A 22,943-nucleotide genomic window follows, 5' to 3' on the forward strand; every position below is an offset into this window, starting at 1 on the left:
GGAAAGTCCCGGCTTGGCATGACGGCCCACATCGGCGGATCGTCGATCAATGGTCATTCCACGGCTCCCCGTCGCTCGTTGGCTCGCCATGACGCCTGAAGCGACTTCGATCTCGCAACTATCTCACAAGCACCTGACAATACTCTGAATTCGCGTCGAATTTTGCCTTGACCCATGCGTGAGAAAGATCGCCGGCAAACGGAATCCTTAGCTCCGTGATGGTGGGGCACATGTCGCCACGTCGCCTTCGCAACCGCCGAGACCATAGCCAACGCGATAGTAGAAGCTTCCGACGACGGCGCCATTTTTTCGCACCACCCGTTCCTGAATATCGCCCAGGCGCAGGAAGTAGCCGGCTATGTCCTCCTGCTGAAGCTCGCCCCGTTTCAAGGATACGAGCACGGCCGTATTTCCCCGCAGCGTTTTTGCCGGATACCAGACATCGTACATCAGGCTGTTGCCGCCGACAGCGCTCTGCCCGACCGATCTGGATCGAGGGCTCTGTGCCTGCCGTGCATAAAAAGCCATCTCGCTTGCCAGGAAGTATTTGTCCGTACCGATCAGCACGACCGGAGCCGCGCTGCTCTTTTCGACCTCGGCCTCAACGGCGCCGACCGCTTCGCCAAACTCGCTCCATGCCACCGGCAACGTGCGTATGTTGTGAATGTAGCCAATGCCGGGGAAGCCCAGCACTACGTAGTGAAACAGCAGCGCATAGACCACCATTGCGATCCCGATCGTCGGTATCCACGCTCGCCTCAATCGACGACCCCAAAATGGTTCCGCCCCGGCTGCTCCCACCAGCACGAAGGCGATCGAGGGCAGGATCGCGAGCCACAGAGGCCCGGTCCAGTTCGGCTTGTTCTCATGGAAAAGGCTGAAGGCGACAAAGACGCCAAGCGGGATCAATGTGGACAGGGTTATGAAAAGCGCCTTGCGCCCGGCCTCCCGCGATCGGACTGAAGTGAAGTTTGCCATCAGGCTCGCGGCGGCTGCAACAAGGCCTGTGGGCGTCAGAAGAACGACGACGCTGACGATCAAGGATGGCAGCGTGAACTGAAATGCTTCGCCGACGCGCCTCGACCCCTGAAATGCAAAGGACATCCATTCATGCGTCGCATTCCAGTAGATGACGGGAGAAAATAACAGGAGCGAAAGTGCGGCGCCCAAATAGGGTTCCTTTCGACCGAGCCAATGCCGGGATTTTGGGTCGATCAGCACCAATAGCAGCGCAGGCGGTCCCAGCAGCACGATCGTATATTTCGACAACAGCCCCATTCCCAGCGACAGGCCCGCGCCGTACCAGGCGGAAGGTTTCTCGCCGAAGAGCGCCCGCTCCAAAAAGTAAAGCGTGGCGGCCCAGGCCGCGGTCAGCGGCGCGTCGGGCATCATGAGAAAGCCGGTTGAAAAGTAAAACGGCACCACGCTGACCAGCAGAACGCAAGCCATCGCCGTCGTTTTGTCAAAAAGGTTCCGCGCAAGGCCAAAGGAGAAAGCCGCCGTCAGCAACCAGCAGAGATAGGCTCCGACACGAACACCGAAAGCATTGTCGCCGAACAGGGCAGTTCCTGCCCAGATTAGCCAGGCAACCATCGGCGGGTGATCAAGATAGCCGATATCGAGATGCTGTGCATAATTCCAATAGTAAGTCTCTTCAGGTACGAGGTCGGAAAAGCCGAGAAACACGAGGCGAAGCGCGAGAAGATAGACAATTGCGCCAACCGCCGCCAATTGCCATCTCTTTTCGAGAGATATGACCGGCCATACGAAAAGCCGATCTCCCAACAGGTTCATGGCAGCAGTTGCGCACGCGGCAAATATACCAACAACGGGGACAGGAAGATTAAAGCCGGTAAGTGTGGCAAAGACAATTCCGCCTCTCAGACCGAGCGTTAAAATCCGAAGAGTTAAGAAGATAGCCAGCTGTTGCGAGCGAGAGAGATCATTTGTGGGGATATCGATCCAGTCAGAAGCCCGGGTAACAATATAAATACCAGAGAGGAACCCGCTGCTGATGAAGCTTAGAACATGCGCCTTCATCGGGTCGACGCCGATCTGGGTCAACACCATGAATAGCAACAGATCCACAAGCGCACAGATCGCGGCCAAGGCAGAAAGCCGCATGAAGCCGCGTATATGTGTGGCTTGAAGTGCCTGGAGCTGTTGCACGGTATTATCCGATCTCAATTTTCGCTGATTATTTGTGTTCCGGCGCGCATCAGAGGCCTCAAGGCCATCAATGCCACGCGACGAGCAACAGCCGAAACTCGCCTTCTTTCTTTTCCGACGCGGTTACGGGATGACGGCCATGCCCGGCGGGACCACCGAGCCCGGTAGCTGACAATGGCCACGCGAGTCGTTGTCGCTACCGCACGATGGAGCCGTTAACGAGATCGGCCTGTGCCCGATTTCTATCCTGAGCCTCGATATCTTCCCAGCTTCTATCCATGGCGTAGGCAGCCGAAACCATAGGGATACCGATATGCCCATAATAGAACGATAGCTGGCTTCTGGCGCTGGCCTCGTCGAGACCGGCAATCTTTCTGACATAAAGCGCTGCGGCCAAGCCGCTGCGATCCGAACCCGAAAGGCAATGGATAAGGATGGGCTTGGGCGCCGACGCCATCAGTTCGACCAACCGTTCGGCCTTGTTGGCGGAGACCGCTTTCGACGCAGACATGCTAAAGTCGATGTGGGTCAAGCCGAGCTCCTGAGCAGACTTGACTTCGTTGTCATACCAAGCGGAGCCCGGGTGCTTTCCACGCAGATTGATGACCGTCTTTATTCCGTGTGTCCGCACATAGGAGGCAAGATCTTCCGACGTTGGCTGCGCCGAGCGATAGAATTGACCATCGATCACCGAATGGAAGTTACCGGTGATCTGAAGAAAACCAGCATAGGCTCCGCAACTCGCGCCGATAAATCCGATAATACCAAGCGCAGCGAAGACCATTTTGCGAAATACAGTCATTGCTCTTCGGTCATTCCTTCCGTGATGGTTCAATGACATGCCGGAAAAGCCTGACATGCGCCTGAACAAGAGCTGCCGCATCTGGGGAAATGTTTGCCGCCAACTACGAAGGGAACCATTGCGACAGGCCGTAGCGGGCGCATATGGTCTCGACGATCGCGAGCCGAGACCAGTGCCTCTTCCGCAACCCGGTCTCGCATCACGGTGAATCGACATCGAGAGCCGGGACATCGTGCTTGGCCTGGCGGCGGCTCATCGTCATATAGATAACGATGAAGACGATCGCAGCGAGAAAGATAAGGCTGGTGGCCGTCGTTCCAAACCCCAATCCCCCATATTCCCGAGGTTGGGAAAGCAGATCTCCAAAGGACGCGCCAAGTGGCCGGGTAAAGATGTAGGCAAGCCAAAAGGCAAGGATGCCGTTCAGCTTGAAAAGGTAATACCCCATGGCAATCAGCGCGATGATGCCGCCGAAAATAAAGCCCGTCGCCAAATAGCCGAGGCTGAATTGCTCGGCCACGAGATCACCTGACGACGTGCCGAGGGCAAAGGTAAAGAGGATCGCCAGCCAGTAGAAGACTTCGCGCTCAGTCGTGAAGATCGTGTGGATCGACAGGGTCTTCTCGCTTGCATACCAGCTGGCAAAAGTGATGGCGAGCGCAATGCCGAAAGCAATCGTCGTCGTTTGAAGCGCCACCCCGAAATTATCGACAAGATTATCGCTCACCAAAGTACCGACGACGCTGATCATGACCACGGCGAGCCAATAGGCCCACGGGACGTAGCGCTTCTGTGCAAACTGCAGGATCAAAGCGACCGCCAGCAGCGCGCACATGATCACCGATGTCATGGACAGGCCGAGGCCGAGATTGACTGCGAGATAATCGGCCGCGGTCTCGCCCATGGTGACGGCCAGAAGCTTGATGATCCAAAAGTCGACCGTGACGTCGGGAACCCGGTTGAGTGCCGGTGGAGTGGATTGTGCTGATGAAGGCATTGCTTCCTCCTCTTCATGGATGGACCGCGTACCGATCCTCACTTGCCGAGAATCTTCAGGGCCTGATTGAAGAATTCGTCGGCGCGCTTGTCATCGTCGGCGTTGCAGCGCTCGATTCCCTTCGATTCGAGATCGGAGATTTTTGCCTTGTCGGCATCGCTGGGCTTGGCGGTTGCTTCCGCGGCTCGCAATTGCTTCAGCAGTTCTTCGCACGGCACATTTGCCGCCTGGGCAGCATTTGCCGCATAAAGCCCGCCTGCAATCACGGTGATTGCCAAAATGAGATTCTTCATCGGATGTGTCCTGTTGGTCGACGATTGTGAGAGGCCCTCAGCCGAGAGCGCAGTCACAGCTAGACTCCAATTCTCGCCCTCACCTGTCCGACAGCTTACAGTTTCGTAAAGTTGCCACGGCTTTGGCGGCAGCATCTTTGTCAAACCGGCATCAGAATGAGATCGCCAATACGAAGACTTGGAAGCCTTTTCGGACACACGGCGGAATTCAGCGTCAATTCAAGATCATGCGCTAACAAGGCACCGTGCGGCGGCGCAACGGAAGCCAATGGAGAGATCGGCGTGCCGCTGAAGATCGTTTTCTCCGAGGAGGCAAGACAATGATCGACCAGGCGCGGCTCCCCGGCGCGACCTCCATGTCAGACCGGTATTGGGCGTTTATCGTAGGCGGGCTCTGGCTCGTCATCATGTCGGCTTCCCTGATCGAGAGTTACGCCTATCGCTATGCTGGGGTGCCTCTCCTGGTGATTTCCCTCGTTTTTTACGCACGGTCCTCGCCAAGGCCATCAATCGATTGGCGTGGCTGGCTTTGTCTTGCGTGGGGGTTCTATGCGTTCTTGCGGTTTACCCTGCAATTCGCACTTCAAAGCGACCATCCAGTCGGCGACCGCGATGTGCTGTTCCTGATGCCCCTGATCTTTCCACCCTTGGCGTACGGTCTCTTCCTGGTTTGGTCTGATATCGAAAAGCTCATCGCCGTCTATTTCGGCTCTGCCCTTCTCATCCTTCTCTGGCAAACACCCATCGCCGCGATCGCGGAAGGTAGGACCGTCATTCCCCTGATCCAGCACAATCAAATTCATGGTGCGGTCTGCTGCGGCATGATCTTTATCGGCGCGGCATTATGGCTGCTCTATTACCTTACCGAGGCGTCCGTCAGCCGCACGATGCGGCTTTACGCTTCGGTGCTGTCGCCGTTGATCTGTGTGCTTTGCCTGCTCGGGATTTATGGATCGAAGTCAAAAGGAGTTTGGCTTTCGCTCCTACCTGTTTTGCCCATACTCGCATTTCTGATACTGCGTAGCCTCAAGCCAAGGTCGGCAATCGCCGTCCTTCTCGCTTCTTTCGTCCTCCTTGCCAGCGGCGTCTATGCCGCCAGGGACAATATTGACCGCACGGCCGGGCCAACGATCGCCGCAACCGTTGCCATGTTCAAGGATGCCGAAACCACCGAGCCGGTCGGGCAAGCCATCTCACGGTCAATCACAAGCGATAGCACGCCGATTGCCATGAGCGCACGACTTCAGCTCTGGGCAAATGCCTGGGAGCTGTTCTCCGCCGCGCCATTCTTCGGCTGGGGCAGCGAGTGGCTCACACGCTGGCCGCACACCCACTATTCCAATGTCGGCTACACCTTCATGCATAACGGCTATCTTGAAATCCTCATTCGCCACGGCCTCTTCGGCGCCGTAGTCTTCACCGCGATGCTGGCAAGCTTTTGCGGCAGCGTCTGGCGCGCGGCATCCATGCGCGTCATCCCGAAGCAAGCCATGTTTGCCTATTTCCTGATACTGTTCTTCTTCAGCCTGACCATCCTCAGCAACTCGAACAACCGGCTCGTCAGTGGAGAGAGCCTGTCTATCCTGACGGCTGCCTTTGCCCTGGCATGCCAGCTGAAACTCCGCACCGGCGCCGGCACGCATCCATTTCGCACAGGAGAGCCGAATGCGTGTCCATCGTCGAATGACAGACATATGCGCTTCCAGCCGGAAACGCCGCCGCTGCAGCGCTTTGCCTGAGGCTCACCTAGCTGCAATGCCAGCGAGACGAGCTTCGGCGAGTTCCCCGCCCGTTCAGCGGTGCCGGGAGCCAGATACCGCGGCGTTGCCAAGTTCCATTCTCAGCCGGGATAGGATCGGTGTGAAATGAAGCGATGAAAGCAATAGGCCGCGGCGACGATCAGAAGCGTCCCGGCAAGCATGGGCATGACCAGAAACGACCACGAGGCGCCCGTGGCGAGAACGACGATCGGGTCGGCCCCTGCAGGCGGATGCAGCGTTCCGGTCACCTGCATGGCCGCGATGGCGAGGCCGACGGCAAGTGCAAACGACAAGGGATGGGCGCCCAGCAGCCCATATACCGCTATTCCTATGAAGGCGGAGATCAGATGGCCGCCAATGACATTTTTCGGCTGGGCAAGCGGGCTCTGCGGCAAAGCGAAAACCAGCACGCAACTTGCACCGAACGGTGCCACAAGAAGAAGCACGCCCAACGTCTGGCTGAGCTGCGCGAGAACGTAGATTACCAGAAAGCCGCCAAGACCCGAGACCGTCGCCGGCCATATCCGGCGGCCGATACGGACATTCCAGCTCCCCACTGATGGGCTATTGATCTCGGTCATGATTGGTCTCGATTGATCGAAATGGAGAAGGAGTGCGGCGCAGGCGGCCGCACTCTCCGTTGACATCAGCCGCGCTTGAATTTGGCGGCCTCTTCGGAACCGCCCGTGGCATTGCCGGCGCTATAGGAATGCGCGCCCGTTCCGGCAAGCTTGCCGCCATCGACGATCAGATATTCATCGCGGATCGGGCGCCCTTCGAAGAAGCATTCGAGGATCTCGCGCGTGCCGGCGGCATAGCGGGCCTGAGCCGAAAGCGAGGTGCCGGAGATGTGTGGCGTCATGCCGTGATGCGGCATCGTCCGCCAGGGATGATCCTTCGGCGCCGGCTGCGGAAACCAGACGTCCCCGGCGTAGCCGGCGAGCTGGCCGCCTTCGAGGGCGCGAGCAATCGCGTCGCGGTCGCACAGCTTGCCGCGCGCGGTGTTGACCAGATAGGCGCCGCGCTTGAAGTGCTTCAGCGTCGTGTCGTTGATCATGTGCTCGGTCTCCGGATGGAGCGGGCAATTAAGCGTGACGACGTCGCAGACCTCGTACATTTCCTCGCGCGTCGCATGCCATGTGAGGCCAAGCTCCTTTTCGACCGATTCTGGCAGGCGATGGCGATCGGTATAGTGGAGATGCATGTCGAATGGCTTCAGCCGCTTCAAGACGGCAAGCCCGATACGGCCCGCAGCGACCGTGCCGACGTGCATACCCTCGACGTCATAGGAGCGTGCAACGCAATCGGCGATGTTCCAGCCGCCCTTCACCACCCATTGATAGGAGGGGATATAGTTGCGCACGAGGCCGAGGATCATCATGACGACATGCTCGGCGACGCTGATCGAGTTGCAATAGGTGACTTCGGCGACCGTAACGCCGCGATCGATGGCGGCTTGCAGATCGACATGGTCCGAGCCGATGCCGGCAGTCAGCGCCAGCTTCAGCTTCTTTGCCTTGGCGATGCGCTCCGCCGTCAGATAGGCGGGCCAGAAAGGCTGCGAGATGACGACATCCGCATCGGCGAGCTCTTTTTCCAGAACAGAATCCGGACCGTCCTTGTCGGAAGTTACGACGAGGGTGTGGCCGTTTTCCTCGAGATATTTGCGCAGACCCAGCTCGCCGGAAACGCTGCCGAGAAGTGTACCCGGCTCAAAGTCGGTGGCCTTCGGCGTCGGCAGCGTTTGGCCGCCCGGATAGTGGTCGATCCTCGGCAGATCGTCACGCGCATAGGATTTGGGATAGCCGTCGATGGGATCGTCGTAAAGAACGCAAACTACTTTTGCCATGTTCGTTTCCTCAGCTGCGGCAGCAGGAAACACCCCGGAAACGCGTGACAGCACGCGCCGGTCCCAGATATCGGTTCTGTCAGAAATTGCCGCCGTCAGCTTGCGTTGACGGTGGGCAGTCGCCGGTGTTTCCTAAAGCCGTGTTCCGTGCAATCGGAACCTCGTTTCAACGCCGACGATGGTTCCACACGAGCGGGCCGGCGGCAAATGAATGCTTTCTACCGCATGATAGAGGATGTCGATGGCAGCGCCACAGTCATCTGACGCTCGAAATCGTCGTCGAAATTGGCCCCCTGCAAGGACTTTACCAAGGCTCTCGTCATCGGCGACTGCGGTGAGCGATCGGAGGTGACCAATCCCAGAGCCTGCCGGTGCTGCGGATCGATGAGCTCGATGGAAACGAGGTCGGTCCTGTCGCCGAGGATATAGAAGAACGTATGCGGCACGATGCTGCTCCAAAGACCATTGCGAATATGCGAGCAGACGGCCAGAAAGGAATTGCTGACCACGGAGGGCGTGATCCGCAAACCGGCCGAAGCCGCAATGCCATTGAGGATGCGGCGGTTCTGCATGTCCTCGCTCAGCAGGCATAGCGGCTGGACTGCAGCCTCCGCCCAGGTGAGCCGGCGGCGGCCTGCAAGCGGGTGGTCGGATCGGCAGACGAAGACATATCTCTCATGATAGAGCGGCAGCCGCTGCACATGCTCCAGCGGCTCGTTTTCCAGATAGGTGAGACCACCGTCGATTTCGAAGGCATCGAGCCCATGCTGGATCGCACGCGAGGTCATCGACTTGATTTCGATCGTTGCCTCCGGATGCGCCGCTGCGAAACGCTCGGAGAGGAAGGAGACCGAGGGCATGGCCGCCGGAACAACGCCGAGCCGCAGCGTGCCCAGCAGTCCTTTTTTCGTTCCGGCAATGTCCCCCTGCAGGCTCTCGTAATCGAACAGGATCTGCCGGCCCCATTCGAGAACGCGCTCGCCCTCCGAGGTAAGACCTATGTAGCGATTTCCGCGCGCAATGAGCGTGACGCGGAGATCATCCTCAAGCTTGCGAATTGCTGCCGACAAGGTCGGCTGCGTCACATGGCAGAGCTCAGCGGCCCTTGCGAAATGCTTCTCCTCCGCCAGCGTCACGAAGAAGGAAAGATGTCTGATCAGCACGGTTATCTCCAATCCATAGAGCGTTATATTTCTTGAAATATAACGCTCTATGGATCAAGCACTTTTCCGGAGTGCAAGCCGCGGAAAAGCCGCCTGAATGCCGGATATCCGCTCCGTCAGCCGCGAGAAGACAGCGAAGAACCGCTCGTTCCTGTCTTGCCGCTATGCATCCTTCCATCTGGAAAATGTTGCCGCCTGCCCGCGCAAATTCCCGTCAAGATCCACGAGCTGCCAGACAATGCCGTCCTCGATCCAGAAACGCCGGCCGGATTTTGCAATTCTCAGGCCTCGATAATCGGAGATGAAACCGTTGCGCGTTACCGCGTCCAGCAGTCGCTGGCGCTCCGCACGGTCAGGAAGCTCCGCCGAAAGTCGCGAGGGCAGCGTTATGAATTCGCCCCATGGATATTCGAAACAATCCTGGGCGGCCTTGTTGGCGTAGACGAAACGCGGATCGGCATCCCTGTTGTGGGCGACGACCACGAAGGGCGCTTCGTTGTAGAGCCAATCCGGCCCCGCCTCCGGATTGACGAGAGGAGCGCCGACAATGCGATGAAAACTACCGGTCAGAAGCTCAAAGAAGGCTTCGTCAGCCGATAAATCGACGGCATTGCTTTCGGGTCTATCAGTCATCTCTTCTCTTCCCGCCATTCTGGGCATCGACGGGAGCGATACCTAGCAAATTGCGGTCGAGATCAAAAGCAGGGCGAGCGGGAAGACGCGAATACCTATCATCAACCTGCCCGGGAAGCCACAGTTTCCGGGGCAGGCGAATGACGGAAGCACTGGACACCAACCAAATTACGGCCGCTCGCCGGCCGCCAGGCGACGCTCGATGTCGTCGATGACGGGCAGCAGATCGGCGACCGTATCGATGATGTAATGTGCGCCTTGCGTCTTCAGCACGCCGGCTGCACGCTCGCGCACCTTGACAAGTTCGTCCGGCGCCATGACGGCGATCTCCTGTGCGGTCAGCCCTGCCTCGTTGCCGCTCAAAGCAACGCCGACCGTCCAGCAGCCGGCGGCAACACCTTCGTCGATGCCGACGCCGGTATCATCGACCTTGACCACGGCATGCGCCGGCCAGACCTCGAGATCGAGGAAGCATTTGTACATGTTCATCGGCGTCGGGCGGCCATGCGGCAGATCGCCAGCGCAGACGAGATTATCGACCTCATAACCCTGTGCCTTGGCAAGCGGCAGGACACGCTCCATGATCGAGCGGGTATAACCCGTCGTCGAGCCGATCTTCATTCCGCGCTGACGGAGCGATCCAACAACTTCGGTGGTACCGGGTACGAGATCGGCGAATTTATGCACCACCTCCTCGTTCATCGGCACGAAAACCTCGTAGATCGCGTCGACATCGGCTGCCGTCGGCGCCTTGCCGTGACGAGCCGTCCAAAGCTCGCGAATGCGCGGCTGCTTCAACATGGCGTCGATATGGTCCCACTTTGGCCGGCCCATCGGCTCACGCGCCTCGGCAATAGTGACCTCGATGCCGAAGCGGTTGAAGGCTTCGACGAATACGCCCATCGGCGCGAAGGACCCGAAATCGATGACCGTCCCCGCCCAATCGAAGACAACGGCTCTTAATTGGTTCACTGGTTTCACTCCCAAGTCCGAGATGTTGAAGCATAGAGGTCGTCGATGACCTGTTCGCCGAGAGCGAAGCCGGTCGATGCGCCCGTTCCGCCCGTCACCATGACGAGGCGGACGTGATCGGCGGGCCGCTCTACCAGCACGGTGCGCTCCTTCGATGAGGCGTAGGTGCCGATCCAACGATTGACGACGGTGCGGCCCGGAAGGTCGAACACGCGATCGAACTCGTCGAGGATCAGCCGGTCGAAGCGCTCGCTGGCGAACGGCTGCTGCGCATTGCCATAGACGTGACTGTCGCCAACGACGAGCGAACCGTCGGCCGACTGGACGGCGATCAGATGAATACCAGCCGCGCGGCTTTCGGCCTCTTCCACATCAAGCCGCCTCTTGAGTGCTTGTGCCTCCGGCAGATCGGCAAAGCCTTCGTAACGGGCAAGGCTCATATCCGACATGACGGCGGCTCCGAACCGGCTCGGCTGGGCAGGCGCGACCCGCAGCATCTGCAATGTGCAGATCGTGAGGGGATGCTTGGCGATGACGTCGGGGAAGAGCGTCGAGAAATCGTCGCCGGGGCAGACGACGACAGCGTCCGCCTCGATGGTGCCGTGGCTGGTCTCGATCCGCGTGCCGTCGATGGCGCGAACCGCGGTGTTCCAGCGAAAATCGACCTTGTGCCGCGCCTCGAGCCAGGCGGCGAGCTTCGGCAGCGCTTCGGAGGATTCGACCCGCAGCTCGTGCGGGCTGTAGAGCACGGTCTCGACGCCATCCAGACGCAGGCTCGGCACGAGATCGCTTGCCTCCGCCTTCGTCATCAGGCGGCACTTTTCACCCATCGGCGTCTTCAGAAAGGCCTCCGCCACGACACCAGCCTCGGGACGCCGAGCCGGCATCACTAGCCCATGATGGATGATCGCGATATCAGCCTCATCGACGATCTCGGCCCAGACGTCACGGGCGCGCATGGCCCGCTGCCAATGGGCTCCCGCCTTCTGCCCGCTGATGGTGACGAAGCCGAAATTGCGGATCGAGGCACCGACCGCCCTGGCGTTGCGCTCGATGACGACGACTTTCTTGCCCTGACGCGCAGCAGCCAGCGCCACGCCGATGCCGACAATGCCCGCACCAACAACCGCAAGATCATACGCTTTCGCCATCGCCTCTTCCTTTCCTCGACCAGCCTCGAACCTTGGCCGCCAGTCTATAAGGCAAACACTAGCAAAATTATATGACAGAATTATAAATTCTCAAAAATTATATGATTTACCTATAATTTTGGATTCAAGTTGAAGGCAGCCCGCCGTCGACTTCGAGCGCATGCTCTTTCGCTACATTGAAAAAGGCCTGGATGGCGGCGTGGTCGCGGCATTCCGGCAAAGTGACGAGGTAGTGACTGATCGCCAATTCCGGCTCGACCAATGGCACGACCTCGATATGATCGTCAGGCGGAACCTCGCCTTCGATGGAGATCGCCAGCCCTATGCCGGCCGCTGCTGCGGCATAGGCGACATCGAGCGTTGCCACTTCGAGCACCGGCTTCAGCCGGACGCCCTGCTTGCCGGCGGCATCTTCCAGCAGCGTGCGCGTACCGGACGCCTTGTTCCAGAGCACCATGTCGCGCCCATCGAGATCGGCGAGCGTCAGCCGACCTTTCGCCAGCATCGGGTCACCCTTGCGGCCATAGATCGCGACGCGGGATTCATGCAGTCTCAGCGACGAGAAACGGCTGTCAGGCGCGACCTGCGAGATGGCCGCAACATCAAGCTCGCCGCGCAGCACGGCATCGGCAAGATCGAGCGAGGGCCCGCCCCGCGTCGTCAGCCGCAGGGATGGATATTCCCGGACGAAGGCTGTCAGGATCGGCATGATCAGGCGATGCGCGCTGAAGCCGATCGAAATCGTACCTGTGTTCAACGACGTCGTATCGGTGATCGCGCGGTCGACCTCGCTCAGGCATTTCAGCGTGATCCGGATCTTGGCGATCAGATCGACTGCCGAGGGCGCGACGCTGACATTGTGGCCATCGCGAATGAAGACGCGGGTGCGGCACAATTCCTCGAACGACTGGATCTGCGTCGAAACCGAGGGCTGGCTGATACCCAGGTCCTCGGCGGCACGGGAAAATTTCCCCGTGCGCGCCAGTGCTTCGACGGCTTTCATTTGCGCAAGCGTTACAGACGGCATTCCGGACAGCCCCACCTTCAGAAATCGCACAGCTGCCCGTTTCAATAAGTCGCGCATCCCGACGAGGCAACTGGCTTTCGGTTCGAAGCTTTCCGATACATGACGTCAGCGCAGGACAGACCTGTTGGAAAGCCGCGACAACCCCCACAGCACGATCAGCGTCGCCACCCCGAGGATCATCGTCAATGTTGCGGCATCAAAGATGGCTCCGCGGTCGGAAAGCGCGAAAATATTGACGGGCAAGGTGACCCAGCCCGGAGGATAGACCATGACAGTCGCACCCAGTTCGCCCATCGACATTGCAAAGCTGAGGCTGAAGGCCGCAACGAGATAAGGCATCAGCAACGGCAGCGTCACGCGGCGCAGTCGGTAGAACGGACGCGCGCCTAGGCTCTCGGCGATCTGCTCGCATTCAATCGGCAGACGCGCAAGGCCGGCCGAGACATTGCCGTAGGTGAAGGCGGAGATGAGCACGAAATGCGCGATCAGCACGATCATCCGCGTCCCGTTCAGCAACAGCGGCGGCTGGCTGAAGGCGACCAGCAGACCCAATCCGATGGAGACGGATGGGACCGCGCTCGGAACGAAGAAGATCAGATCGAGCGCGCGCTTGCGCAAGGGCTTCATCTTGCGCAGGGCCAATGCGGCCCAGGTGCCGCTGACGAGTGCCGCGACGCTGGCGATCGCTCCGGTGATGATGCTTGCCTTCAGACTGTCGAAGGAGTCGCTGCGAAAGGCATTGGCGTAGTGCATCAATGTCAGCTTGCTCGGCAGGATATCATTCCACTGGCCGCTTATGCTTGCGAGCGCGATGACCGCGATCGGCAGGCCATAGACGATGGCAAAGAGCGGCACGACAAATGCCCAGACCAGAAGCCGGCCGGACTTAGACCATATCAGCACGATTGCCTCCGAAATGGGCGATGACGGCCCGATAGAGACTGTAAAGACCGAGCGACAGCACGACATTGACGACAGCGATGACGCAGGCCGTGGTGTAATCGAACTCCTGGATCGCCTTGGCGTAGATGAGCACGGGCAAAGTGATCACACCCTTGGCGCCGATGAACAGCACGATGCCGAATTCGTTGACCGTCAGCAGCAAACAGAGACTGCCGCCGGCGATCAAGGCCGGCATTGCGGCCGGCAGGATAACCTGCCGCACGATGCGCCAGGGCTTGGCCCCAAGGCTGCTCGCAACCTCGATCTGCGCCTGATCGATCTGCGAGAATGTCGCAAGCAGCGGCCGCATGACGAAAGGCGTATAGACGGTCGTTTCCGCCAGGATGACGCCCCATTGCGAATAGAGGAAGTCGACCGGTGGCAGATCCACCTGCATCAGCCGCATCAGGCCTTCGTTGAGGAGACCGGCAGAGCCGTAAATGAAGGTGAAGGCGAGCGTCACCAGGAAGGTCGGCAGGGCGATGAAGGTATCGATCAACCGCCCGCAGAACTTTGCCCCGGGAAAAGGCACGAAGGCGATCACGAGCGAAAAGATGAAGCCGAGCACGAGGCATCCCGCCGTCGAGCCAAGCGCGATGACGATGGTGTGCTGAAGCCCGTCATGGAACTCGCGGGACGACAGCACCTCTGCAAATGCCGCCAACGACAGCGTGCCCGGATCGCCGAGCGACTGTCGGGCGATCAGCCCCAGCGGATAGAAGAACAATATCGCCAGGATGAGCAGCGGCGGTACAGTCCAGAGGCGATCCCAGCGTGGTTTCCGGTCTATCATTCCGACGGCAACGTCAGCCATGACGGCCATCCTCCGGCACCAGGGTCACATCGGCCGGGTTGAAATGAAGCGTCAGCATCGCGCCGGGCACGGGCGGGATGCTCATCGGCGCCGAGGACATACGGACTTCCTGCCCGGCTATATCGAGGGTGACATTATGAGTGTCGCCCTGCCATTGCACGCTGCGCACAATGCCGGTCAACCGATTGCTATCGCCTTCGGGCGCATCGAGGCGGAAATCATGCGGCCTGGCGCACAACAGGCAATCGCTCCCCATCGGCAGACGATGATGGTTGCGCGCGACCAGCACCTGATCCCCGAAGCTCACCTGCGCCCGTTGATCGTCAAGTGGCTGCACGCCCTTGACCTCGAGGAGATTGGCTCGGCCGAGAAATTCCGCGGAGAAGCGGTTCGGTGGATAGCGAAACAGCGACTGGGCATCGCCGAAAGCCCTGAGCTTTCCGTCGCGCATGATGCCGATATGGTTGGCAAGCGTCAGCGCCTCGGATTGGTCGTGGGTGACATAGAGCACGGTCAGGGACGGCAGTTCGCGATGCAGCCTGGCGAGCTCATCGACCATCGAACGACGGATCTGCGCATCGAGCGCCGATAGCGGCTCGTCGAGCAGCAGTACCTGCGGACGGATGGCGATGGCCCGGGCGATCGCAACGCGCTGCTGCTGACCGCCGGAAAGCTCGCGCGGATAGCGCTTGGCATAGGTCGCCATGCCGACCATGGAAAGCGCTTCGGGGACGCGGGCACGAATGATCTCTTCCGGCGTGCGGCGAGCCCGCAGCCCGAAGGCGACATTTTCCTCGACCCGCATGTGCGGAAAGAGCGCGTAGTTCTGCACCACCATGCCGATATCGCGGTCATAGGGCGCGAGATTGGTGACGTCGCGGTCGCCGATCACGATGCGACCGCCCGACGGGCGAACGAAACCGGCCACGGCGCGCAGCGCCGTCGTCTTTCCCGATCCGGACGGGCCGATCAGGGCGACGATCTCGCCCGGATTGACGGTCAGGTTCAGCGAATCGAGAACGGTCAGCCCGTTATAGGCAACGGACACATTCTCGAAGGCGATCCGCTTGGCTGACGCGGCCGACGTTTCCGTCGGCCGCCCGCTCTCGGATGGCTTGGTGTTCGCCATCGCCATCAGTTGCTCGCGATCGCCTTGCCGTAGGCGTCGACGTCCTGCTTCAGGTCGGCAAGCACCTTGTTCCAATCCGGCGTCCAGATTTCGATGCCTTCCATGATGGCATGCAGCTTCTTGAAGTTTTCATCCGTCGGATGAACGTCGGTACGAACAGGCAGGCCCTGAGCGACGGAGCTGACATCCTTCTGGGCATCTTCGCTCAACAGGAAGTCGATCAGCTTCTTGCCGTTTTCCGAGTGCGGCGCGCTGGAGACGAGAGCGACGTAATAGGGCAGCGGGAAGGCCGTCTTCTTGCCATCCGGGCCGGCGGGGAAGAAGATCTTGATGTTCGGATTGTCGGCCTGCTGCGCGAGGTTCATCTGCAGATCGCCATTGGCGACGTAAAGCTCGCCCTTGTTCACGAGCGCGGTGAGCTTGCCGGTCGAGGCGGACGGGCCGAGATTGTTGACCTGCAGCTTCTTGAGATAATCGAGGCCGGCATCCTTGCCGCCGAAGGCGTGGAACGCCTGCAGCATCAGGGCGGTGCCGTCACCGGCCTGACCGGGCGTGGAATACTGGATCTTCTGCTTGAACTTGGAGTCGAGCAGGTCCTGGTAGGTCGCTGGCGGCGTCTTCAATACCGAGCTGTTGTAGATGAAGTTCGGATAGTTGTTGATCATGGCGACGTAGAAGCCCTTCGGGTCCTTGTCACGCGCTTCGATCTTGTCGGCGCCCTTGGGCGCATAGGCTTCAAGCAAGCCCTCGCTTGCAGCCTTCTGCACGAAGGGCGGCAGCGTGACGAGAACGTCGGCCTGCGTGTTGGACTTTTCCTTCGACAGCCGGTCGACGACGCCGCTCGAACCTGCCTCGACATACTGAACCTTGATGCCGGTCGCCTTGGTGAAGGCGTCGAACTCGTTGCCATACCAGCTCGGCGTGCCGTCATGAAGGCCGTCGGCGCTGTAGATGGTGACAACATTGTCGGCGGCCATGGCAGGCATGGCAACAGAGGCCAGCAGGCCCGCAAGCACAAAAATGGATTTCGTTTTCATGATCTTTCCTTTGCTCAATGACCTGACCCCAGCCAGCATCGGAGGCGGGCTAATATGGAACGGCGCGAACAAATTCATAGCTAAAAACTATTTCATTTATATGACAATAGGTATTGCCTATAATTTTGATAAGGAAACCTTATTTCTTCAAATGGTTGGATGTGGGACCACTCCTCATCGTCGGACGGGACTTCGATGATTGCAGCCGATGCCAACCGGAGCGCGCCCGTCACGATGGAGTCCCGATAGGCGCTATTTCACGAGAGAGGTGATCGAGCGGCCGGATCAGCCATGACTTCACCGTCGTCCGAGGCCGAAGCAAACGCCTTCATGACGCCGCCTACTCTTTCGGCTTACGAGTTGACAGCGCGCCGACAGAAATTCGTGACCGCTGAAATCAGCTTCTGCCGATCGACTTCAGGGCCGTCGGCCAGACACTCATCCACGGCACCGTGCATGGCGTTGAACAGCATGACGGCCGTCAGCCGGGCATCGGCGAACGAGAACGCGCCGGCGGCGTGGCCTTCGAGCAGAAAAGACGCAAGGCGGCTGACGATGGGATTGGCACGCTTCATGCTGCGCTTGGCGGGGTGAAACTGTTGGAAAACCAGGTCGTGGAGCGTGACATCATCGAGATAGGCAACGACACAGGCTTGCATCCAGACATCAAGCCTCTCCATCCAGTCGCGGGAGGCGGCGGCGGTTGTCGCAATCTCGATCGTTTCGCAAAAGCGCTCGACGAAGCGGACCTTCAAGGCGGCCAGGACATCATCCTTGGTCTGGAAATAGAGGTAGAAGGTGCCCTTGGCGACATCCGCGGCATCGACGATCTCCGCAACACTGGTCGCGCCGAAACCCTTCTCCAGAAACAGTCGCTGTGCGGCGTCCATCAATTCCTCGCGGCGCACTTCCGGCGGCTTGGTACGCGGACGCTGACGGTCTGTAGCGGTCACGGGTTCTCCTCGCTATTCATAGGCTGTCGACGACGAGACCCGCCGGAGAGAGGGCGGATGCGCACAGCCACCTTACCGCAAGCGAGCCCGTCTCGAACACTTCTAGCGGCATATCAAGTGGAAGACGAGCCAGACTTCGCCGTGCGGCATCGACAGTCGAAGCGGGGGCGACGACGGCGATCCCGAGAAGCGATCGATGAAGCGCGGCACGAACGAGATCGATGCGCTGCGTCATCATCGACAGCATGGCCGCATCGCTCTGAAACGCGATTTCGCAAGCAGCAACCACGAGGAGGGCAAAGGGCTGTTCGCGCCTCAGCCAGCGCTCGACGGTATCCAGACCCGCGCGCACGCCGTCCGCATCGAGCGCCGTTTCCGCGACCAATATGGCCAGTGGCCAATGCGTCTCGTCGCACTCCGGCAACATCTGCATATGCGCGCTCATGACAGCCCGCGCAAAGCCGTCAAGCCGCGCAGCGCCCTCCCGACGTCCAACGGCCTTCCCTGTGTTGCCTCAAGGGAAGCAAGCCACATCGCTGCCTCGTTCACATCATCGAACATTTGCGCGGGAACCCCGAACAACTTCTCGGCGTTCATACGGCTCATGTCCTCAAGAGCTTCAGACGGCACCACGGTTGCCATGCCGATGACGAGCTGCCTGATACGCTCGCCATTGGCCTGAAGCCATACCTTTGCCTCCTTTGCGCCGCCCTCCGGCCGCTTGAGCGCATCGGCATCCGTAAAGACACGCAATGTCGAAAAGGATTCGCCGCGATCAAGCCAGGCGTTCCAGTCCGAGAAGAAGGCCAGCTGCTCGTCGAGCGACATCGCACCGCGAGCGGCGGAAAGCACGAGCGGCCAGTGGGTGAGGTCATGCCGGATCATGATTGGTTATCCTCCGATGCGATAAGGCAGAAATGGCACCGCCTCGCACTGCCGTTTCCGACCCATCAATACGAGCGGCCATTCGGATGTCTCCAAACTTCGACAATGACCATTCGGTTTATGACTGACCGTCGGTCACTTGTAAAGAGCGCATTGCAATCGAGCTTGATGTCGTCGGTCCCGCCCTTGGCCGAACTTCTGGCCAACATGATCGCCGCAGCCTCAGGCGATAATCTTTGCCACACCGCAGAGTGCTCGACCGTTCGCTGGAATCGGGTCAGCTATCTGCAGGGATGGCGTAGACGTGCGACACGGGCTCGGTCTCAATGGGACGGCACGCCCATGGCAGGACGCTTTCGAGGGTGGAGATCACCCCAGGAAAAGCCTTCTGGAACAATCGTCGTCATTATAGATCGCAGATCTCTGCCCGCTCGCTTAGAGGTTGCCACGGCATGTCTCTGCCGCATATAGGCACACATGAGGGATAGTGAGCCTGTATCCTCTGCGTGTATCAAAGGATGCATCAACACAACCCTTGTGTGATTGGCAGTGACTATGTTTTCGACAATCTTACAATGCTAATCATGCCCTCGAAAAGTTGGCTTCTGAATAGTGGTGCGTGCAGCCGGAGCGCCCAGGAACAGTCTTTAGGATCAAAAGCGATCGCAATCGTGCTGTTCGTGGCTCAAGCACCACTTTCACCTCGGATTCTATGGTGAGTCTATGTTGACAGGATCACGCCAATCTCATTGCTTGTCTGAGATAGCTCAGGCGAATGACACCGATGAATTGCGCCAGTTTTTATTCAAATTCTGCTCTTTGTACGGTCTGGCAAACGCGGTCTTTCATGTGACGCAGATCGCCGCGCTGCCGCAGCAAAACCCGCTTCTGTTGCTGACCTACCCGCCGGAATGGGTGGAGACATATATCGCTCACGATTACTTCGCGATTGATCCCGTTGTTCAAGCCGGACGCAACGGGTTTCTACCCTTCGACTGGTCGTCTCTCGACCTGAAGTCGCCGCAAAGCGTCTCGTTCTTCCGCGAAGCCGAAACCTTTGATGTCGGGCGCTATGGCCTGACCTTGGTCGTTCGAGGGCCCCATGGCGAACGATCGCTGTTTACCGTTACCTCAAATCTGAATAGCGGGGACTGGGAGCAATTGCGAAACAGCATAATAGGCGACCTGCAGGTGATCGCCTATTATCTCCACGAACAGTCGTTGATCGTGTCCGGGCTACGAGAACAGGGCGTCGCGCGCCGGCTTTCGAAGCGGGAGACCGAGTGCCTCGGGTTGCTGGCGCGAGGCCTGCTTCCGAAGCAGATCACATCCATTCTCGGAATTTCCGAAAGCGCCGTGCGCCTGTATCTCAGCTCCAGCCGCCGCAAGCTTCATGTCAGCACCACAAATCAGGCCATTGCGAAAGCGATCTCGCTCGAGCTTATCAAAAGCTGAACTGAATATTGCCGGGCAGCGACGATGCGAATTGCAAGGTGGGTGCCTTGTCATCCTTGCCGCGCATTGTTTTCAGCCGCTGCTCGAGCCGCTGATCGGATTCCTCGCTCACCTCCCAAAGACCGACATAGAGGTTGCCGATCTCCGGCCGCGAGCGGGCGAGCGGCGTCGGCGTCCATCCGATCTTACGGTAGACCCCCATCATAGACGCATCATAAACGCCCATGATGTGCTCAATGCCTGACTTCAAGCTCAGACGGCAAAGGCCGGAAAGGAGCTCGACGGCGGCTGTTTGCGACGAGGCGCGTCCGTCTTGAACCGGAGGATGCACGCAAAATCGAGTGCACTCCCAGATCGAAGGGCTGCAAATATCGAGATCCTCGTTGAAAAAATGCTGGAATTCGCTCGAAAGCATCGTCTCGCTCGTCGTCGGCAGCAGCCGCAGCGAGCCTGTAAGCTCGTCGTCTTCTTCCTTCACGGCCAGGTAGATGGGATCGTGCTCGTCATCGAAGCGGTCGATTTCCAAACCACCTTCGACGGTAACGTCCCACCCCATTCGATCCCGGAAGACGAGCGCGCGAGCGCGGAACATCTGAGTGAAATACGAGGACGCCGTAGTGCGGTCTCGTCGTGTCAATATCTGTAGCATGAGAGCTTCTCCAAATTTTGCCTTAACAAAACATCTTGGAGCCATGCTTCAATATATCGATTCCACCAGATTGCGTGCCCTCCTCCGCCTGTTAGAATCGAGGAACACGGAGCAGAGCAAAAATCTCCCGAAGCCCTCTCTCATAGGCCTACAGGAGCTTGCGGAATTTCGGTTGACTATCGCCCTTCGAGCGACTTGAAGCCGCCATCGTCCGCCGCGCGACGCAGGGCCGCACAAGGCGGATTGGCAAGGCCCGATGCCGAAAGCCGGTCCAGAACGGCGACGACGTCGGCAAGGCCGCGCGCTTGCGCATAATGCATCGGGCCACCGCGCCAGCGCGGGAAGCCATATCCATGGATCTTGACGAGGTCGATATCGGCGGCGCGGACGGCAATGCCTTCGTCGAGGATCAGCGTCGCCTCGTTCACCATCGGCAGAATGATGGCATCGGCAATCGACGCCTCGTCCCAGGTCGTCCGCGGACGCCCCGCCGCCTCTTCAGCAATGACGGAGGTAACGATATCGGACGGCTGCGCTGTGCGCTCACCGGGCTGATAGTCATACCAGCCGCCGTTCGATTTCTGGCCGAAGCGCCCCATGGCGCAAAGCCGATCGGCGACGGGCGCAAATGGCGTCTCGCCGCGCTCACGCGCGGCCTTGCGCTGGAAAGCAGCGATATCGAGCCCGCCGAGATCCTGCACCTCGAAAGGCCCCATCGGCAGGCCGAAGGCACGCATGGCGGCATCGACGGCGGTGGGCGTGGCGCCGGAGAGCAGCAACCGTTCCGCCTGCGCCCGCATCACCTTCAGGATGCGGTTGCCGATAAAGCCATCGCAGATGCCGGCGCGCACCGGGATTTTCCCGAGCAGACGGGCAAGCGCAAAGCCTGCCGCCAGCACATCCGGCGCCGTCTGCCTCGACGGCACGATCTCCAGAAGCTTCATGACATGGGCGGGGCTGAAGAAATGCAATCCGAGAAAGCGCTCCGGCTGCACAAGCCCCTGGCTGATCTCCTCCGGATCGAGATAGGATGTGTTCGTTGCCAGCACCGCATCCGCGCGGCAGACCTCCGCTAATCTGGCGAAGACGGCGCGCTTGACGGCGAGATCCTCGAAAACCGTCTCTATGACGAGATCCGTATCAGCGAGCAAACCATAGTCTTCAGTGCCGACAACGCCAGCCATCCGTTCGGCTACGGTCTCGGGCGAGATGCGGCCCCGCTTTACGGAGCCATCGAATATCTGGCGAATATTGGCAAGTCCCCGCTCGACGGCTGCTGCATCACGCTCGGCAAGAACGACCGGCAGGCCGGCATCCCTGAGAGCGGCGGCGATGCCGGCGCCCATAGTGCCGCCGCCGACAACGGCAGCGGAACGAATATTGCGCGGCGTTGCACCGGCAAGTTCCGGCGGTCGAGGTGCGGCCCGCTCGGCGAAGAAGACATGACGCAGTGCAGCCGCTTGTGCCGAGCCGCGCAGCTCGAGAAACGTCTCGCGCTCGAAGGCCATCGCACGCGCAAGATCCGTCTCACTTGCGCGGCGAATGCAAGCAAGCGCGCGAAGCGGCGCAATCTCCCGTTTTGCCTTGGCGGCGACGGTCTTTTCCACGCGCTCCCAGAAACCATCCTCGATAGACGGAACGCTGCGCTCGGAGATCGGCTGCGGTCTCGGCTTGTCAGCGACTTCGCGCGCAAACGTGATGCCGGCCTGCAGCAGATCACCCTCGACCACGGTATCGACGAGACCGAGAACCTCTGCCTTCCGCGCATCGATCGGGCTGCCATTCATCACCAGATCGACGGCAGCCGAGGCGCCGATCAACCTTGGCAGGCGAACCGTGCCGCCGGCGCCGGGAATGATACCGAGCTTCACCTCCGGCAGGCCGAGGCTCGCCGACGCAACGGCTACGCGATAGGCGCAACCGAGTGCCACTTCGAGACCACCGCCGAGCGCGCTGCCGTGGATTGCCGCTACCCAGGGCTTGGCTGCACCCTCGATGCTCGCGACGACATCGGGAAGATGCGGAGGAACAGGCGGCTTGCCGAATTCACCGACATCAGCCCCGGCGATGAAGGTGCGTCCGGCACAGATGAGGACGACGGCCCTCACGCGCTCATCGGCATCGATCGTGGAAACGGCCTCGACCAATGCCTGCGAAAGGGCGTTGACGGGCGGATTGTCGACGGTAACGACGGCGATTGCGCCTTCTTGCGTGATGGTGACGGTCATGATCTCACGGTCCTCAATGGGCGATGTCGTTCGCA

The 22,943-nt window shown here is 59.7% G+C and carries 22 protein-coding genes; 2 read left to right on the forward strand and 20 right to left on the reverse strand.

Features of this window, described 5'->3' with window-relative positions; translation table 11 throughout:
* Positions 1-207: 207 nt before the first annotated feature.
* The 4 genes from ACIQWP_RS00750 to ACIQWP_RS00765 all read right to left on the reverse strand — a co-directional run bounded on the left by ACIQWP_RS00750 (position 208) and on the right by ACIQWP_RS00765 (position 4,396).
* Positions 208-2,169: a glycosyltransferase family 39 protein gene (locus ACIQWP_RS00750; protein ID WP_402780852.1), complete on the reverse strand. Its 1,962-nt coding sequence runs from the start codon at positions 2,167-2,169 to the stop codon at positions 208-210.
* Between the two features lie 196 nt (positions 2,170-2,365).
* Positions 2,366-2,971 carry a dual specificity protein phosphatase family protein gene (locus tag ACIQWP_RS00755; protein ID WP_402782684.1) on the reverse strand — a complete coding sequence of 202 codons (606 nt, stop codon included), beginning with the start codon at positions 2,969-2,971 and terminating at the stop codon, positions 2,366-2,368.
* Positions 2,972-3,170: 199 nt separating this feature from the next.
* Entirely contained in the window at positions 3,171-3,968 is a 798-nt protein-coding gene (locus ACIQWP_RS00760; RefSeq protein ID WP_402780855.1) for a hypothetical protein, read from the reverse strand.
* 38 nt (positions 3,969-4,006) lie between these two features.
* Positions 4,007-4,396 (reverse strand): hypothetical protein, encoded by a 390-nt coding sequence (locus ACIQWP_RS00765; RefSeq protein WP_402782686.1) that lies wholly within the window; start codon positions 4,394-4,396, stop codon positions 4,007-4,009.
* A gap of 185 nt (positions 4,397-4,581) precedes the next feature.
* Here ACIQWP_RS00765 and ACIQWP_RS00770 point away from each other — a divergent pair, with 185 nt between their 5' ends.
* Entirely contained in the window at positions 4,582-6,000 is a 1,419-nt protein-coding gene (locus ACIQWP_RS00770; protein WP_402780858.1) for an O-antigen ligase family protein, read from the forward strand.
* Between the two features lie 101 nt (positions 6,001-6,101).
* On the opposite strand, the gene ACIQWP_RS00775 is transcribed toward ACIQWP_RS00770, so the two are convergent.
* The 14 genes from ACIQWP_RS00775 to ACIQWP_RS00840 form a co-directional block, all read right to left on the reverse strand.
* Positions 6,102-6,602 (reverse strand): HPP family protein, encoded by a 501-nt coding sequence (locus ACIQWP_RS00775; RefSeq protein ID WP_402780861.1) that lies wholly within the window; start codon positions 6,600-6,602, stop codon positions 6,102-6,104.
* 65 nt (positions 6,603-6,667) lie between these two features.
* Positions 6,668-7,870 carry an NAD-dependent formate dehydrogenase gene (locus ACIQWP_RS00780; protein WP_402780864.1) on the reverse strand — a complete coding sequence of 401 codons (1,203 nt, stop codon included), beginning with the start codon at positions 7,868-7,870 and terminating at the stop codon, positions 6,668-6,670.
* A gap of 218 nt (positions 7,871-8,088) precedes the next feature.
* Positions 8,089-9,033 carry a LysR family transcriptional regulator gene (locus tag ACIQWP_RS00785; protein WP_402780867.1) on the reverse strand — a complete coding sequence of 315 codons (945 nt, stop codon included), beginning with the start codon at positions 9,031-9,033 and terminating at the stop codon, positions 8,089-8,091.
* A gap of 162 nt (positions 9,034-9,195) precedes the next feature.
* Positions 9,196-9,666, reverse strand: a complete 471-nt coding sequence (locus tag ACIQWP_RS00790; protein ID WP_402780870.1) for an MEKHLA domain-containing protein — start codon at positions 9,664-9,666, stop codon at positions 9,196-9,198.
* Between the two features lie 168 nt (positions 9,667-9,834).
* Positions 9,835-10,638 carry a phosphonoacetaldehyde hydrolase gene (gene phnX, locus ACIQWP_RS00795; RefSeq protein WP_402780873.1) on the reverse strand — a complete coding sequence of 268 codons (804 nt, stop codon included), beginning with the start codon at positions 10,636-10,638 and terminating at the stop codon, positions 9,835-9,837.
* A 5-nt stretch (positions 10,639-10,643) separates the two neighbouring features.
* The gene (locus tag ACIQWP_RS00800) at positions 10,644-11,789 is read right to left on the reverse strand and encodes a TIGR03364 family FAD-dependent oxidoreductase (protein WP_402780876.1); all 1,146 of its coding nucleotides are present in this window, start codon (positions 11,787-11,789) and stop codon (positions 10,644-10,646) included.
* A gap of 124 nt (positions 11,790-11,913) precedes the next feature.
* Complete coding sequence (locus ACIQWP_RS00805; protein WP_402780879.1) at positions 11,914-12,816, reverse strand: LysR family transcriptional regulator; 903 nt, start codon at positions 12,814-12,816, stop codon at positions 11,914-11,916.
* A gap of 105 nt (positions 12,817-12,921) precedes the next feature.
* Positions 12,922-13,719, reverse strand: a complete 798-nt coding sequence (locus ACIQWP_RS00810) for an ABC transporter permease subunit (protein ID WP_402780882.1) — start codon at positions 13,717-13,719, stop codon at positions 12,922-12,924.
* Complete coding sequence (locus ACIQWP_RS00815; RefSeq protein ID WP_402780885.1) at positions 13,703-14,572, reverse strand: 2-aminoethylphosphonate ABC transporter permease subunit; 870 nt, start codon at positions 14,570-14,572, stop codon at positions 13,703-13,705. Before ACIQWP_RS00815 ends, ACIQWP_RS00810 begins: the two co-directional genes overlap by 17 nt.
* Positions 14,565-15,707, reverse strand: coding sequence for an ABC transporter ATP-binding protein (locus ACIQWP_RS00820; RefSeq protein ID WP_402780888.1), 1,143 nt, complete (start codon positions 15,705-15,707; stop codon positions 14,565-14,567). The genes ACIQWP_RS00815 and ACIQWP_RS00820 overlap by 8 nt, the downstream gene beginning before the upstream one ends.
* Complete coding sequence (locus ACIQWP_RS00825; RefSeq protein ID WP_402780891.1) at positions 15,707-16,738, reverse strand: 2-aminoethylphosphonate ABC transporter substrate-binding protein; 1,032 nt, start codon at positions 16,736-16,738, stop codon at positions 15,707-15,709. Before ACIQWP_RS00825 ends, ACIQWP_RS00820 begins: the two co-directional genes overlap by 1 nt.
* Before the next feature lie 353 nt (positions 16,739-17,091).
* Positions 17,092-17,691 carry a TetR/AcrR family transcriptional regulator gene (locus ACIQWP_RS00830; protein ID WP_402780893.1) on the reverse strand — a complete coding sequence of 200 codons (600 nt, stop codon included), beginning with the start codon at positions 17,689-17,691 and terminating at the stop codon, positions 17,092-17,094.
* 16 nt (positions 17,692-17,707) lie between these two features.
* Positions 17,708-18,136, reverse strand: coding sequence for a hypothetical protein (locus tag ACIQWP_RS00835; RefSeq protein WP_402780896.1), 429 nt, complete (start codon positions 18,134-18,136; stop codon positions 17,708-17,710).
* Positions 18,133-18,576: a hypothetical protein gene (locus ACIQWP_RS00840; protein WP_402780899.1), complete on the reverse strand. Its 444-nt coding sequence runs from the start codon at positions 18,574-18,576 to the stop codon at positions 18,133-18,135. Before ACIQWP_RS00840 ends, ACIQWP_RS00835 begins: the two co-directional genes overlap by 4 nt.
* Positions 18,577-19,329: 753 nt before the next feature.
* Here ACIQWP_RS00840 and ACIQWP_RS00845 point away from each other — a divergent pair.
* Positions 19,330-20,031, forward strand: a complete 702-nt coding sequence (locus tag ACIQWP_RS00845) for a LuxR family transcriptional regulator (RefSeq protein ID WP_402780902.1) — start codon at positions 19,330-19,332, stop codon at positions 20,029-20,031.
* Here the strand turns inward: ACIQWP_RS00845 and ACIQWP_RS00850 are convergent.
* Together ACIQWP_RS00850 and ACIQWP_RS00855 are read right to left on the reverse strand one after the other, a co-directional pair.
* Entirely contained in the window at positions 20,021-20,680 is a 660-nt protein-coding gene (locus ACIQWP_RS00850) for an acyl-homoserine-lactone synthase (protein ID WP_402780905.1), read from the reverse strand. The two genes, ACIQWP_RS00845 and ACIQWP_RS00850, sit on opposite strands and share 11 nt — an antisense overlap.
* A 176-nt stretch (positions 20,681-20,856) precedes the next feature.
* Complete coding sequence (locus ACIQWP_RS00855) at positions 20,857-22,908, reverse strand: 3-hydroxyacyl-CoA dehydrogenase NAD-binding domain-containing protein (protein WP_402780908.1); 2,052 nt, start codon at positions 22,906-22,908, stop codon at positions 20,857-20,859.
* Positions 22,909-22,943 lie beyond the last annotated feature (35 nt).

This window comes from Rhizobium sp. NPDC090279 (assembly GCF_044769665.1).
Lineage (GTDB): Bacteria > Pseudomonadota > Alphaproteobacteria > Rhizobiales > Rhizobiaceae > Rhizobium.

Bases quoted from the DNA above. Each gene is read 5' to 3' on its own strand.
- ACIQWP_RS00815 (WP_402780885.1), bottom strand. From the start codon at position 14,572: ATGGCTGACGTTGCCGTCGGAATGATAGACCGGAAACCACGCTGGGAT.
- ACIQWP_RS00775 (WP_402780861.1), bottom strand. From the start codon at position 6,602: ATGACCGAGATCAATAGCCCATCAGTGGGGAGCTGGAATGTCCGTATC.
- ACIQWP_RS00805 (WP_402780879.1), bottom strand. From the start codon at position 12,816: ATGCCGTCTGTAACGCTTGCGCAAATGAAAGCCGTCGAAGCACTGGCG.
- ACIQWP_RS00855 (WP_402780908.1), bottom strand. From the start codon at position 22,908: ATGACCGTCACCATCACGCAAGAAGGCGCAATCGCCGTCGTTACCGTC.
- ACIQWP_RS00765 (WP_402782686.1), bottom strand. From the start codon at position 4,396: ATGCTGCCGCCAAAGCCGTGGCAACTTTACGAAACTGTAAGCTGTCGG.
- ACIQWP_RS00820 (WP_402780888.1), bottom strand. From the start codon at position 15,707: ATGGCGATGGCGAACACCAAGCCATCCGAGAGCGGGCGGCCGACGGAA.
- ACIQWP_RS00790 (WP_402780870.1), bottom strand. From the start codon at position 9,666: ATGACTGATAGACCCGAAAGCAATGCCGTCGATTTATCGGCTGACGAA.
- ACIQWP_RS00760 (WP_402780855.1), bottom strand. From the start codon at position 3,968: ATGCCTTCATCAGCACAATCCACTCCACCGGCACTCAACCGGGTTCCC.
- ACIQWP_RS00800 (WP_402780876.1), bottom strand. From the start codon at position 11,789: ATGGCGAAAGCGTATGATCTTGCGGTTGTTGGTGCGGGCATTGTCGGC.
- ACIQWP_RS00840 (WP_402780899.1), bottom strand. From the start codon at position 18,576: ATGATCCGGCATGACCTCACCCACTGGCCGCTCGTGCTTTCCGCCGCT.
- ACIQWP_RS00780 (WP_402780864.1), bottom strand. From the start codon at position 7,870: ATGGCAAAAGTAGTTTGCGTTCTTTACGACGATCCCATCGACGGCTAT.
- ACIQWP_RS00825 (WP_402780891.1), bottom strand. From the start codon at position 16,738: ATGAAAACGAAATCCATTTTTGTGCTTGCGGGCCTGCTGGCCTCTGTT.
- ACIQWP_RS00850 (WP_402780905.1), bottom strand. From the start codon at position 20,680: ATGCTACAGATATTGACACGACGAGACCGCACTACGGCGTCCTCGTAT.
- ACIQWP_RS00770 (WP_402780858.1), top strand. From the start codon at position 4,582: ATGATCGACCAGGCGCGGCTCCCCGGCGCGACCTCCATGTCAGACCGG.
- ACIQWP_RS00755 (WP_402782684.1), bottom strand. From the start codon at position 2,971: ATGACTGTATTTCGCAAAATGGTCTTCGCTGCGCTTGGTATTATCGGA.
- ACIQWP_RS00835 (WP_402780896.1), bottom strand. From the start codon at position 18,136: ATGAGCGCGCATATGCAGATGTTGCCGGAGTGCGACGAGACGCATTGG.